This window comes from Proteiniclasticum ruminis, assembly GCF_900115135.1.
In the GTDB taxonomy this organism is placed as follows: domain Bacteria; phylum Bacillota; class Clostridia; order Clostridiales; family Clostridiaceae; genus Proteiniclasticum; species Proteiniclasticum ruminis_A.
Genome location: NZ_FOVK01000001.1, coordinates 502,094 through 516,206, shown reverse-complemented (window position 1 = coordinate 516,206; position 14,113 = coordinate 502,094). Strand labels below are relative to the sequence as shown.

The 14,113-nt window shown below is 43.1% G+C and carries 13 protein-coding genes; 9 read left to right on the top strand and 4 right to left on the bottom strand.

Going from position 1 to position 14,113, the window contains the following annotated elements; translation table 11 throughout:
* Nucleotides 1–6: 6 nt before the first annotated feature.
* The 9 genes from BM243_RS02370 to BM243_RS02330 all read left to right on the top strand — a co-directional run bounded on the left by BM243_RS02370 (nt 7) and on the right by BM243_RS02330 (nt 8,505).
* Entirely contained in the window at nt 7–354 is a 348-nt protein-coding gene (locus BM243_RS02370) for a YlbF family regulator (RefSeq protein WP_031572598.1), read from the top strand.
* A gap of 163 nt (nt 355–517) precedes the next feature.
* A complete protein-coding gene (gene typA / locus BM243_RS02365; RefSeq protein WP_074909842.1) occupies nt 518–2,335 on the top strand; it encodes a translational GTPase TypA in 1,818 nt (605 codons plus the stop codon).
* A 30-nt stretch (nt 2,336–2,365) separates the two neighbouring features.
* Nucleotides 2,366–3,388, top strand: coding sequence for an endolytic transglycosylase MltG (gene mltG / locus BM243_RS02360; protein ID WP_177213439.1), 1,023 nt, complete (start codon nt 2,366–2,368; stop codon nt 3,386–3,388).
* Between the two features lie 81 nt (nt 3,389–3,469).
* Nucleotides 3,470–4,048, top strand: coding sequence for a 5-formyltetrahydrofolate cyclo-ligase (locus tag BM243_RS02355; RefSeq protein ID WP_074909836.1), 579 nt, complete (start codon nt 3,470–3,472; stop codon nt 4,046–4,048).
* A 123-nt stretch (nt 4,049–4,171) separates the two neighbouring features.
* A complete protein-coding gene (locus tag BM243_RS02350) occupies nt 4,172–4,804 on the top strand; it encodes an O-methyltransferase (RefSeq protein ID WP_074909832.1) in 633 nt (210 codons plus the stop codon).
* A 2-nt stretch (nt 4,805–4,806) separates the two neighbouring features.
* Nucleotides 4,807–6,033 carry a peptidase U32 family protein gene (locus BM243_RS02345; RefSeq protein WP_074909829.1) on the top strand — a complete coding sequence of 409 codons (1,227 nt, stop codon included), beginning with the start codon at nt 4,807–4,809 and terminating at the stop codon, nt 6,031–6,033.
* Nucleotides 6,030–6,707: a uridine kinase gene (udk, locus tag BM243_RS02340; RefSeq protein WP_074909827.1), complete on the top strand. Its 678-nt coding sequence runs from the start codon at nt 6,030–6,032 to the stop codon at nt 6,705–6,707. The genes BM243_RS02345 and udk overlap by 4 nt, the downstream gene beginning before the upstream one ends.
* A gap of 89 nt (nt 6,708–6,796) precedes the next feature.
* Entirely contained in the window at nt 6,797–7,558 is a 762-nt protein-coding gene (locus BM243_RS02335; RefSeq protein ID WP_074909824.1) for a shikimate dehydrogenase family protein, read from the top strand.
* A complete protein-coding gene (locus tag BM243_RS02330; protein WP_074909820.1) occupies nt 7,531–8,505 on the top strand; it encodes a type IV pilus twitching motility protein PilT in 975 nt (324 codons plus the stop codon). The genes BM243_RS02335 and BM243_RS02330 overlap by 28 nt, the downstream gene beginning before the upstream one ends.
* 23 nt (nt 8,506–8,528) lie before the next feature.
* On the opposite strand, the gene BM243_RS02325 is transcribed toward BM243_RS02330, so the two are convergent.
* The 4 genes from BM243_RS02325 to BM243_RS02310 all read right to left on the bottom strand — a co-directional run bounded on the left by BM243_RS02325 (nt 8,529) and on the right by BM243_RS02310 (nt 14,023).
* A complete protein-coding gene (locus BM243_RS02325) occupies nt 8,529–9,737 on the bottom strand; it encodes an FprA family A-type flavoprotein (RefSeq protein WP_074909817.1) in 1,209 nt (402 codons plus the stop codon).
* Between the two features lie 151 nt (nt 9,738–9,888).
* Complete coding sequence (locus BM243_RS02320; protein WP_074909815.1) at nt 9,889–11,643, bottom strand: NADH-dependent [FeFe] hydrogenase, group A6; 1,755 nt, start codon at nt 11,641–11,643, stop codon at nt 9,889–9,891.
* A 12-nt stretch (nt 11,644–11,655) separates the two neighbouring features.
* A complete protein-coding gene (locus BM243_RS02315) occupies nt 11,656–13,518 on the bottom strand; it encodes an NADH-quinone oxidoreductase subunit NuoF (protein ID WP_074909812.1) in 1,863 nt (620 codons plus the stop codon).
* Nucleotides 13,511–14,023, bottom strand: a complete 513-nt coding sequence (locus BM243_RS02310) for an NADH-quinone oxidoreductase subunit NuoE family protein (RefSeq protein WP_074909810.1) — start codon at nt 14,021–14,023, stop codon at nt 13,511–13,513. Before BM243_RS02310 ends, BM243_RS02315 begins: the two co-directional genes overlap by 8 nt.
* Between the last annotated feature and the right edge of the window lie 90 nt (nt 14,024–14,113).

Here is a 14,113-nt window from a genome sequence, read left to right as displayed (position 1 = left end):
CAGACGTTGAATATTTATGACAAGTTCAATGAACTGGCAGCAGAACTAAAAATCCATCCGGATGTGGTGGCATTTCGGGAGGCTGCGTTAAAAATTCAAGCGGATGAGACCAAATCAAAAATGCTGGAGGATTTCAGAAAAATCCAAATTGCAGCCTATACAGAATCCATGGAAACCGGGAAAGTCACGGATGAAACCACAGAAAAGATGCAGAACTTTGCATCTGTTATCCAGACCAATCCTGATATCAATGAATATCTGCAGGCGGAAGTGAGATTTTCTATTCTTTTTGAAGATATGATGAAAATCATCAATGATGCTGTAGGTGTGGATGTCATTGGTGCTGGCAAGTAGAATAAGTCTTAAGAAGCAGTGAGAATAAAAGCTCGCTGCTTTTTCTTTAAGAAAAAAATCAGAAGTTTAATCGGTTACATCTGGATCTCCATGGAAGAAATCCTACATACTCAAGGATTTTGTGCTATAATAACTTGTTAGATATAGAAACTGGAGGAATAAGATGTCATATAAAAGAGAAAATGTGCGAAATATCGCCATCATAGCTCACGTTGACCATGGTAAGACTACCCTGGTGGATGCGATGCTGAGACAATCCAATACATTTAGAGCCAATGAGAAAGTGGAAGAAAGAGTTATGGATTCCAATGACCTCGAAAGAGAACGAGGAATTACCATATTATCCAAGAACACTTCAATTCATTACAAAGGGTATAGAATTAATATTGTTGACACACCAGGTCATGCGGATTTTGGTGGTGAAGTGGAACGAGTCCTCATGATGGTGGATTCAGTACTGCTTGTGGTTGATTCCAATGAAGGAGCTATGCCACAGACAAAGTTTGTACTGAAGAAAGCCTTAGAAGCCGGATTAAGCCCTATGGTTGTTGTCAATAAGATTGACAAGAAGGACGCCAGACCAGAAGAAGTCATCGATGAGGTATTTGACCTGTTTGTAGAGCTTGGAGCTACTGATGAGCAGTGTGACTTCCCCATCATCTATGCTTCTGCAAGAGACGGATATGCTGGAGATGATCCAAGTGATGAGATGGTTGATATGATTCCACTCCTCGAAAAGATCATTGAATATGTGAAGCCACCAGAAGGCGATATAGCTGGACCTTTCCAGATGCTGATTACAACACTGGACCATAATAATTTCGTTGGTAAGATTGCCATTGGAAAGATCACCAGAGGTATTGCCAAGAGAAATCAGGCCATTGCTGTTATAGATATTGAGGGAAATATCAAAAAAACAACCATTTCCAATCTTTATCTTTATGATGGACTGAAAAGAGTAGATACAGATGAAGCGGCTATTGGAGATATCGTAGCTATTTCAGGAATTGGTGATGTTCATATCGGAGATACCGTAACAGACGCCAATGCACCTGAAGCATTGCCATTTGTTCACATTGATGAACCAACTCTATCCATGAACTTTATGGTCAATGATTCACCTTTCGCTGGACAAGACGGAAAATTCATCACATCAAGACATCTCAGAGACAGACTGATGAAAGAACTTGAAACCAACGTTTCTCTTCGTGTTACAGAGCTTACGCCTGACACCTTTGAAGTATCAGGAAGAGGAGAACTGCATCTATCCATTCTGATTGAAACCATGAGAAGAGAAGGATATGAAGTTCAGGTTTCCAAGCCTAGAGTAATCAACAAGGAAATTGATGGGGTTCTTATGGAGCCTATGGAATTCTTAACCATCGATGTACCAGAAGAGTTCATGGGTACTGTCATGGAAAAACTCGGACCAAGAAAAGCGGAAATGGTCAACATGACATCTGCTGTCAATGGATATACCAGACTGGAGTTTGTGATTCCTGCTAGAGGACTGATTGGTTTTAGAAATGAATTCATGACAGATACCAGAGGAAATGGAATCATGAACCATGTATTCCAGGGATACGACAAAGTTAAGGGTGAAATGCCTGGCAGAAGCCGTGGATCTCTGGTAGTATTTGAAACAGGAGATGCAATCACCTATGGACTGTACAATGCACAAGAAAGAGGAACACTCTTTATTGAAGCTGGTACTCCAGTTTATGCAGGTATGGTTTGTGGTGAGTGCTCTAGAGCGGAAGATATCGACGTGAATGTCTGCAAGAAAAAGCAGCTGACCAATACAAGAAGCTCTGGTGCAGATGATGCACTTAAGCTTGTGCCAGTGAAGAAAATGACACTGGAAAACTATCTGGAGTTTGCCGCTGAAGACGAAATTGTAGAAGTGACACCACTGAACATCAGACTCCGCAAGAAATATCTGGACCATACACAGAGAAAGCGTGCAGCGCGTAATAAATAATACGAACAATCTAGAGCAGGGGGGACTATCTTGAAAAAGTTTTTATTCATTTTGCTTTTCTTTGTACTGATTCTTGCAGGGACAGGCCTTGTGGGATATGCTTATTACAACAGTGTGGGAGAAAAACCACTGAACACGAATGAAGAGATCATTGAAGTCAATGTGGAACCCAACGATAACTTCAGTAGAGTGCTGACTCGTCTGGATAATGAAGGCCTACTCAGAAATCTTCTTTTGACCAGAGTCTATTTCAGATTCAATCCTATTGAGACAGCGCTGAAGCCAGGAACGTTCAAAATTAATGCTCAGGGTTCTCTCCATGAAATCATTCAGGAACTGAATGAAGGAGAGGATATTTATGAGGTTACAGTAGCCATTCCGGAAGGATTCACCATTGAAAGAATGGGAGAAGCCTTTGAAGAAAAGGGACTGTTTTCCAAAGAGGCATTTATCCAGGCAGTAAAAAATTATATCGTGCCAAGCTGGCTGGAAAATACGGATGAAAGGCATTATGTGCTGGAAGGATATCTTGCACCAGCAACCTATAAGTTCAGAAAAGGTCAGACGCCAAGCTTTGTGGTGGATACCATGTATAAAGCATTTGTCAACAGAATGTATGCAGTGCTGAAAGAAACCGGAGAGGATCTTCCTACTTCCGAGTGGAATGAACTGATTACAATCGCTTCTATGATTGAGAGAGAAGCAGCCAGTGTTGAAGAGATGCCTAGAGTCGCTTCGGTAATCTATAACAGATTATCCAAAGGAGACAAGCTTCAGCTGGATGCTACGGTGGTATATGCGCTTGGTCTGAACGCGAAGGACAAGGTGACATTAGAGGACCTGAAGGTGGAGTCTCCCTATAACACTTACTATGTTCGGGCGCTTCCCATCGGTCCCATCGCAAGCCCTGGTGCTGCAGCGATAAAAGCTGCAATCAATCCTGAAATCACAGAATATCTTTATTATGTGTTGGATCCAAGTATCAGGCAGCATTTTTTCACCAGCGATTACAATGAGTTCCTCCAGAAGAAAAGAGAGTTTCAGGGGAACTAGTTCTTTACACAAAGATGAAACCTCTAATCCTTAGGATTGGGGGTTTCTTTTTCGAAAAGAGAATGAAGGAAGTGGAAGATAATGATGATCAACGAAGAAGTGAAGCTTCAGAAAAAAGAGCTCAGAAGCAAGCTGATTGGCAAACAGCGCAATCTGGATTCCAGGTACAGGGAATCGGCATCCAAAGAAATTCTAGAAGTGCTGAAAAAACAGAAGGATTATTTACTTGCAGGGACAATATTCATATATGTGGGACAGGAAACAGAAGTGAATACCACACGGATCATTCAGGATGCACTGGCAAAAGGCAAGAGAGTTCTGGTGCCGAAGACCGTATCCTTAGGCCATATGGAAGCGTGTGAGATTGACTCCATGGAAGATCTTTCACCAGGTCTTCATGGGATTCTAGAACCAAAAGATCTTACCTATCAGATGGATCCAGGGAAAATAGACATTGCCTTTGTTCCATGTGTCGCATTCACAAAAGATGGATTCCGATTAGGATATGGTGGTGGGTTCTATGACAGATTTCTGCCTCGAGGGAGATTCAAGCGGATTCTTGTAGCATTCTCGGAAATGGAAGAAGATGCACTTCCCTGGGATGTCTTTGATGAAAAAGTGCATGGCATACTTACAGAAAAAGGATACAGCAATCTGTAGTAAAGTGTTGAAGATCCTGCTGAGTGATAATGAAGAGCAAGCAAAGGTTTGATAAGTATTGTCAAATCTTATATAATGGTATAGGAAATTTTAGCGAACAAAGTATCAGGTGCAGGTGAGAAGATGAGTGGAATTGTCCATAAAAAAGTTACTGAGTACATCGAGAGTTTTGGTGGTATTCAGGAGCTGCAAGATTTAGAGTTTTACGCAAAAGAGAATTATGTACCCATTGTGATGAAAGATGCAGCAAGGTTTTTGGGGTTTATGATTGCTTCAAATAAACCACAGACCATTCTTGAGCTTGGAACAGCCATTGGTTATTCGGCTCTCGTGATGGCTATGCATGGAGAAGGTCAGATTACTTCTGTGGAAAGAGATGAATCCATGCGGGACCTCGCTTTGGAAAACATAAAAAAGAAAGGGTATGAGGATAGGATTCAGGTTGTTCTGGATGATTGTGCTGGTTTTTTAGGAAAAAGTGATCAGGTGTATGACTTTATCTTCATGGATGCCGGTAAGTCTCATTACAGGGAATATTTGGACTTATCACTGCCAAGACTGTCGGAAGATGGCATGATTCTCTGTGACAATGTCCTTTATAAGGGACTGGTGGCAGAAGAAGAAGTGGCTCGAAAACATAGGACCAATATCGTGAATCTGAAGGATTTTATCCGATATGTCCATGAAAGAGAAGACCTTGTTGTCTCGCTGCTCAGTATCAGCGATGGAATGTTGTTAATCAGGAGGAAAAAATAAAAATGTTTAAACCGGAACTATTAGCCCCTGCGGGCAATCTCAGCAAACTGAAAACTGCAATCGACTATGGTGCTGATGCGGTATTTATGGGAGGAGCAAGATTAAATCTTCGTGCATTTTCAGACAACTTCACCAATGAAGAAATGACAGAAGGATTGAAGTATGCTCATGACCGTGGGAAGAAGGTCTATGTGACCATCAATGTGTTTCCCCATGAAAGTGACATGAAAGGTCTTGAGGAGTATCTGGTTAGTCTGGAAGAGCTGGGTGTGGATGCACTCATTGTATCTGATCCTGGGATTATTATGACCGCAAGAGAAGTGGTTCCCAATATGGAACTTCATTTGTCCACACAGGCGAACAATGTGAACTCCAGATCAGCTATTTTCTGGCACAAGATGGGTGTTCAGCGTATTATTCTTGCAAGAGAGCTGACCATGAAAGAAATTCATGCGATACGGGAGAATATTCCGGAAGAGCTGGAGCTTGAGGCCTTTGTCCATGGTTCCATGTGTATGGCCTATTCAGGACGTTGTCTGTTATCCAACTATATGACCGGCCGTGATGCGAATAGAGGAGCATGTGCTCAGCCCTGCAGGTATAAATACTATCTGATGGAAGAAAAGCGTCCAGGTGAACTGATGGAGATTACAGAAGATGAACGGGGCACGTATATTATGAACTCCAAGGACATGTGTATGATTGAGCACATTCCGGAACTGATTCAATCAGGTCTGCAGTCTTTGAAGATTGAAGGACGTATGAAGTCGGAATTCTATGTGGCCGCCATCGTGAAGGCTTACCGAGCTGCCATTGATGCGTATGTGGAAAACCCGGAAGCGTACCAATATGATAAGAAATGGATGGATATTCTCAGTATGGTGAGTCACAGGGAGTACTATACAGGTTTCTACTTTGGCCGAGGAAATTCCCAAGTTTACGGCTCCAGTTCTTATGTGAGAACCCATGAACTTGTGGGGATTGTCAAAGAGGATCTTGGTCAGGGAAGATATCTCATTGGTCAGAAAAACAGATTGTTCCCAGGTGATAAAATCAAGATAATGAGACCATCTGATGATATAATAGAAACTGTAATCACAGAGTTCATGGATGAGGAAGGAAATCAAATAGATGTGGCGAACAAAGCGGCAATGGATTTCAGTGCTTACTCAGAAGTGAGTCTTCAACCAAATGATATACTGATAATAGAGAAGGATGATGTAGAATGAAAAAACCGATACTCATTGGTATTACCGGAGGAACGGGATCTGGTAAAAGTACAGTAGCAAAGTCCATTTACAGGAACTTCAAGAAGGAGAGTATTGCAATCATCATGCAGGACTCCTATTACAAAGATCAGAGTCATTTGACATTCGATGAAAGAACAAAAACAAATTATGATCATCCTCACGCATTCGATACACCGCTTTTGATAGAGCATTTAGAAACCCTTCTGAGAGGGGAAGCCATTGAAATGCCAATCTATGACTTCACCGTACATAACAGAAAAAAAGAAACGATCAAAGAAGAGCCTAAGGATATTATCATCGTAGAAGGAATTCTTATCTTGGAAGACGAAAAATTACGGGATTTGTTTGATATTAAAATCTACGTGGACACAGATGCGGATATCCGAATCCTAAGAAGACTCACGAGAGATATCAGGGACAGAGGAAGAACACTCGAATCGGTCATTGAGCAGTATCTCAGCGTTGTGCGTCCGATGCACCTGCAGTTCATCGAACCAACCAAAAGATATGCAGATCTTATTGTACCGGAAGGTGGCAAGAACAGAGTAGCAATTGATATTCTGGTTTCAACCATAAAGCAGCACCTGACCGAACAACCTCAGGATGAACCCTCATTCAGCCATGTTCAGGAAATACTAAAATCTGATTCATAGAAAATTAACAAGGGAGCGGTGCTCCCTTTTGTTTATTTTCAGTTACAGTCCTTATAATAGAGTTAAGAACAAAAGAAAGGAGCATACATTTGAGAAAAACAGGCTTACTTGGAAGAAGAATATCCTATTCGAAATCTCCCGAGATCCATCAGAGGTTATTCGAAAAAAAACGGCTGATGATTTCTTATGAACTTTTTGATCTTCCGCGAGAACACATTCAGAAGTTCATTGACGATCTGACGAAAAATGAGATCATCGGATTTAATGTCACGATTCCTTATAAAGAAGAGATCATTGGGTATCTGCATGAACTGGATAGTACTGCGTTGGAATGTGGCGCGGTGAACACTGTAGTCATCAAAAATGGGTGGAGAATTGGCTATAATACAGATGTGTTCGGATTCATGCAGTCACTAGAGGACAATAGAATCAGTGTGAAGGGAAAAGATGTGCTGATCCTCGGCAGCGGTGGCGCTGCGAAAGCTGTATATACAGCATTGGTGAAATTGGATGCAAGGATCCATATGGCCTTCAGATCGGAGACCAGACGGAAGGAGTTTCCAAAAGCATTATCCATCAGACCTCTGGATGCGGTATCTGATGTCAGACCATTTTCACTGGTGATCAATGCCACAAAGCTTGGAAATATCCAGCAGGATGAAATGCCCATAGAAATCAAGCAGTACAGTGAAAATACCATATTGTATGACTTAAATTATGAACCGATGCACTCTTCTTTTCTGCGTTTTGGCAGCAGTGTTGGTCTTCAGGTGGTGAATGGCGAGAGTATGCTTTACAATCAGGCTAGAAAGAGTCAGGAATTATGGATCGATGCATTCAATATATTTTAAATGAAGCCAGAGGCCTTGGTGCTTCTGATATTGTTATGAAGGAAGAACAAAGAGCGGTCTATCGCATTAAAGGAAAGCTCATGGAATCAGAAGTAAGTGTTTCGAAAGCTCAGATGTCACGGTTTTTCACACTGATGCAGCCGGCGGGTTATGTCCAGGAATATATCGGGGGAGGAACTTCCGGTATGGACGTTGGATTTGAAGAAAACGGAAGATACCGTGCAAACTTCTTCTCTTCCATGGGAAAAAAATGTGCTGTAATCAGAGTCATAAAAAATGAGATCCCTTCTTTAACAGAACTTGGGTTACCGGAACATCTTTCAAAAAGAGTGTTGAACAAAAGAGGGCTTTCACTCATTGTAGGGAAAACAGGGTCAGGCAAGTCTACTTCTTTGGCGTCCATCGCACAAGATATTCTTATGAAAGAAAAAGTCCATATGATCACTTTGGAAGATCCAGTGGAGTTTTCTTATAGCGGACTAAAGGGGGAGCTGACTCAGCGAGAGCTGGGCACAGATTTTGCTGGTTTTGAAAGAGGTATCCATGATGCATTGAGGCAAAGTCCGGACTTTCTCATGATTGGAGAGATTAGAACGCTGGGGGCACTGAAAGCTGCGATTTCAGCAGCGGAAGCAGGACATGGCATCATTGGCAGCATCCATTCCATGGGGGCTGCAAGGACCTTAACAAGGATGCTGTCTATGTTTCAGGAACAGGAAAAAGAGTTTGTGCGATTTCAATTGTCCCAGAATCTGAACTTTATTTTGTCCCAAAAACTCATTTATTCAGAAAGCCAGACCGAACTTGATTACGAGCTTTTCATCAATAGCACGTCTATGGAGAATACCATTCGTGAAGGACGTTTCCATCAGATTGACAATTTGCTTCTGCTTGGCGAGAAGCAGGGCATGAAAAGATTCAAACATAAAAACAAGGATGAATCCTAGCAGGTTCATCCTTGTTTTTAGCTTTATTTCTTTAGTACTGAACTTGCAATAGCATCTGCCAGATCATCCAGTTTCTGCTCTTCGCCATCCTTTAGTCTGGATTTGATATCCAGAGAATCTCCGATGATTTCCATGTTTTTCATGGAAGCGAACCTTTCGGTCATGATCTTCAGAGCGGCACTGGCCCAGCTGTGGTTTCCAATGAGAGCCACTTTTCTGTTTTTTACACCCAGTGCAGCCATTTCATGCAGCAGATTATCCATAGGATAATATAGTCCCATATTATAGGTGGGCGCTGCAGCCACTAAATGACTGTATTTGAATATGTCGCTGATGATATAGGATGGATGTGTTTTTGAAACATCATATACACGAATATCAGTGACACCTCTTTGAGCCAGTTTATTGGCGAGTGCATCTGCGGTGTTTGCTGTATTGCCGTACATGGAACCGTAGAAAATGACAACACCGTCTTTTTCGGCTTCATACTTCGACCACTTATCATAAAGGTCAAGGATCAGACTGATATCACTTCTGAAGATGGGACCATGCAGAGAACAGATCATGTTGATTTCCTGTCCAGCAATTTTCTTAAATACGGACTGAACTTGTGCACCGAATTTTCCTACAATGTTGGAATAGTATCTTCTGGCTTCATCGATATAGAGATTTGCATAGTCAATCTCATCGTCGAAGAGATTACCGGCTAATGCACCAAAGGTACCGAATGCGTCAGCGGCAAACAAAATTCCTTTAGTGGTCTCCAAGTTCATCATGACTTCTGGCCAATGGACCATTGGTGCAAAAACAAACTTCAGGTTATGTGTTCCAAGGCTCAGTTCGTCGCCCTCTTTCACAATCATCTGGTTAGCGGTGATATCCATATTGTAGAACTGATGGAAGAGAGTAAATGACTTAGTATTTCCAACAACTTTTACATTTGGGTACATTTTTACGATGTTCTCGATATTGCCACAGTGGTCTGGTTCCATATGGTTGATGATCAGGTAATCCAGTTCACGTCCATTCATTAAATGGGTGATGTTTTCCAAGTACTGGTCTGTAATTGCATCATCGACAGTGTCGATGAGTGCTGTCTTCTCATCCAAGATGAGATAAGAGTTATAGGATACACCATTGGCTAATGGGAATAGGTTTTCAAACTGTTCCAGTCTTCTGTCATTTCCACCAACCCAGTAGATATTTGGGGAAATTTCTCTTACATTATACAAAATTCGTTCCTCCTATGGCCTTTTTCATTTATTATTGAACTCCATGAAATCATCATAGAAATCTTCTTCCATAGAATATGATAACGCATTGTGAGAGATATCTCAATAGGTCCAAGAAAATAAATTGCATGCAATCGATGAAATGGTTTTACTAAATCATCTTCCTGGGGGTGTAGCTTGTGTGAAGAAGTTCGTGTGCTTTTTCTCCATAGGGCTCTCCGATGTACTCACGATACAGCTTCATCACCATCTCATTCTCGTGGGACTTTCTCTTAACCTTCCCGGCATCTTCCTTATAAATTGCCTGCTGCCTCTTTTCTATGACATGAATATCTCCATGGTGATAGGGCTGTCCACCGCCGCCAATACAACCACCCGGACAAGCCATAATTTCAATGGCGTGGAAGTGAAGATCTCCTCTGGATATACCCTCAAGCATTTTCCTTGCATTTCCAAGTCCATGGGCGATGCCGATGTGAAGCTCCTGATCCTTGATCATCACGGTAGCCTGGCGTATGCCATCCAGTCCTCTCAGCTGCTGAAAATCAACTTCTATAAGTTCTTCTCCAGTGATCCATTCATAAGCAGTTCGAAGAGCAGCTTCAATTACTCCGCCAGTGGCACCAAAAATAACAGAAGCTCCGGTGCTCTCTCCGAGAATCTGATCAAACTCTCCTTCAGGCAGAGTGGAAAAATCAATGCCCGCTTCTTTCAGCATATATCCAAGCTCCCTGGTTGTGATGACCCAGTCCACATCCTTCAGCTCGCCTAGTTTCAGTTCATCACGTTGAACTTCTGCTTTCTTTGCAATACAGGGCATAACACTGACCACGATGATGTCTTCTGGTGAAATGCCCATTTTCTCCGCATAGTATGTTTTGATCATTGTACCCATCATAATTTGAGGAGATTTGCAAGTGGAAGGAATATCAAGAAGCTCTGGGAACTGATATTCAAAGAAGCGGACCCAAGCAGGACAGCAGCTGGTCAGGATGGGAAGCTTTCCGCCATGTTCCAGACGATGAAGGAGCTCTGAAGCTTCTTCAATAATGGTCAGGTCTGCGGCCCAGTCGGTATCAAAAACACCATTAAAGCCCATTCTTCTAAAGGCAGTTGCAAGCTGACCTGTGGTGATGACCCCTGGTTCCATTCCGAACATTTCACCAATGGCTACACGAACAGCAGGGGCCACCTGAACGACAACATGCTTTTCTTTTTTCAGCAAAGCCGCCCAGACTTTATGCATGTTGTTCACCTCTGACAGGGCTCCTGTGGGACACACAGCAACACACTGACCACAGAAGGTACAGGAAGTGTCAATCATATCAAGATTAAATGCTGGACCTACAAATGCATCAAAGCCGCGTTTGTTTGCGGATAAGATTCCGCAGGTTTGCACCTCGTTGCACATGGTCTCACAGCGTCTGCACATGATGCATTTGTCCGGATTTTTGACAAGGGCATAGGAGCTTTTGTCGATGGGACGGTTCATTTTTTCCCCTGTAAACGGGATATCGTAAATACCAAGTTTTTTTGCAAGAGCCTGAAGATCACATTGAAGATTTTTTCTGCAGGTAAGACATTCCATGGGGTGATTGGACAGCAGTAGTTCCAGATTGATTCTTCTCGCTGAAACTGCTTTTAAAGAATCGGTAATGACTTCCATCCCTTCCGTGACAGTTTCAGAACAAGAGGGTGCCAGTGCCTGTCGGCCTAGAACCTCTACCATACACACTCTGCAGGAAGCTGTTTTATTGATCATGCCAAAACCTTCCAGATTCAGATGACAAAGGGTTGGAATATCTGCATTCACTAATTTAGCCGCTTCATGAATCGTAGTTCCTTTGTCGACCGCTATATCGGTGCCATTGATTTTCAAATGGATTTTTTCATTACTGTTGTTCATTGATATCATCACCTAAGCCCTTTTTATCGCATGGAACTTGCAGGCATCATAACACGCACCACAGGAGATACACAGATTTAGATCAATAAAATGTACTTTTTTAGGATGGCCTGTGATACAGCCAACAGGACACACTCTTCGGCAGGCGGTACATCCGACGCACTGATCAGCAATGACGCTGTATTTAAAGAGCTCTTTGCAAATGCCGGTGGGACATTTTTTGTCCTCTACATGTATCCGATATTCCTCTTCAAAATACCTCATGGTACTTAAAACAGGGTTTGGTGCGCTCTGACCCAGTCCGCACAGAGCTGAGTTTTTGATGTTCTGTCCTAAAAGCTGCAGCTGGTCCAGAGTATGGCTGCTGCCTTTGCCTTTTGTGATGCTGTCCAGCATTTCGAAGAGGCGCTTCGTGCCTATTCTGCAAGGTGTGCATTTACCACAGGATTCTTCCATAGTGAACTGTAGATAGAATTTTGCGATATCCACCATACAGTTGTCCTCGTCCATGACAATCATTCCCCCTGATCCCATCATGGTTCCAAGAGAACGCAGGCTCTCATAATCAATGGGCGTATCCAGATGGTCGACTGATAATACTCCACCAGAAGGACCGCCTGTCTGGACGGCTTTAAATGCTTTTCCGTCGGGAATTCCACCACCTATATCATAGATGATCTCCCGCAGGGTTGTACCCATGGGAACCTCCACCAAACCTACATGACGGACTTTTCCTACCAAAGCAAAAACTTTGGTTCCTTTGCTCTGGCCAACGCCAATTCTTGAAAACCAGGGAGCTCCTTTTAATATGATTTCAGGAACATTGGCGAGTGTCTCAACATTATTGACGGTGGTAGGCTTTTTCAGATAGCCTTCTTCTGAAGGGTAGGGTGGTTTTTTTGTAGGTTCTCCCCGTTTTCCTTCCACTGAATGAATGAGTGCGGTTTCCTCTCCGCAGACAAAAGCACCTGCACCCAATCTGATTTCTATATCAAAATCAAAGCTGCTTCCAAAAATGTGCTGACCTAAGATCCCCCAGCTGCGTGCTTGGTCAATCGCGGTGGTGAGCCGCTCTATGGCAAGTGGATACTCTGCCCGGATATAGATGATGCCATGGGTAGCCCCTGTAGCGTATCCTCCGATGATGAGGCCTTCCAGAACACTATGGGGATCGCCTTCCAGAAGGGAGCGGTCCATGTAGGCACCTGGGTCCCCTTCATCTGCATTGCAGATCATGTATTTCTCTGGACCTTCAGCCTGGGCAGTAGCTTGCCACTTGAGACCTGTCGGAAATCCGCCGCCGCCCCTACCTCTTAAACCGCTTTCTTTGAGAATGGCGATCACTTCCAGTGGGGTGTAATCCATCAGTACTTTGGATAAGGCTTCATAACCGTCAAAAGCTATATATTCTTCAATCTTTTCCGGATCAATAATACCGCAGTTTCTTAGGGCGATTCTCAGCTGCCTTCGTTTTGCGCCAAGGGGATCGGTTCTGCTGAAAGTCATGGGAATGATATTCGATTCAAGAGGGGTGCCCTCTTGCAAGTGTTCTCTTACAATCCTCAGGGCCAAATCCGGATCCACGTAGCCGTAGTAGACCGGAGGCTGTCCTGGGATATTTACCTGAACCGTAGGTTCGCAGTAGCAAGAACCAATACAGCCTACTTTTACCAGATGTACGTTCGATAGAGATTGTTCGGCAATTTCTTTCTCAAGCGCTTTATATACCTCCATGCCCCCTGCTGCAATACCGCAGGTAGCAAGTCCTACGAGGAGCTCTATACGTGTGTCCCTGTTGCTGCCGGTTTCACGGAGTGACCTGATAGAGGAGAAGGAGTCGCGGATTTTTTTGAGATCATCTCTCTTTTCAGTCATGGGGATCCTCCTTATACAGCTGCAGAATGGTCTGGATATTGTCATGATTGATATGACCATAGACCTTCTGATCGACCATCAGTGCGGGAGCTAAGCCACAAGCGCCTATACATCGGATTTCTTTTACAGTGAATTGTCCGTCTTTGGTGGTTCCGTGAGAATCTGTTTGAAGCATGCTGCCCAGTTCGTCTCTCATCTTTGCGGATCCTTTGACGAAACAGGCAGTTCCCATACAGACACTGATGGTGTGTTTGCCTCGTTTTTCTTGTGTGAAGTAGGAGTAAAAACTGACAACGCCGAATACCTTCGAAGCAGGAATGTTGAGGGTACGAGCAATATGCAACTGCAGTTCAGGGGGAAGGTATCCGAAAATTTCTTGCGCTTTATGCAGAATATGGATGAGCAGATGCTCACGGTCTTCAATGCTGTCGATATACTCATGAAGCTGCTTGATTTTGTCCTCAGGAAAGTCAGGGGTATCAGTTAGAATCTGATGTGTATTCATATTCACACCTCCAAAAAAAAGAGATACAGTATTATCTTAGTTGTAGCAATTAACATACCGATTGTCAATTAAATCACAAATAATTTACAG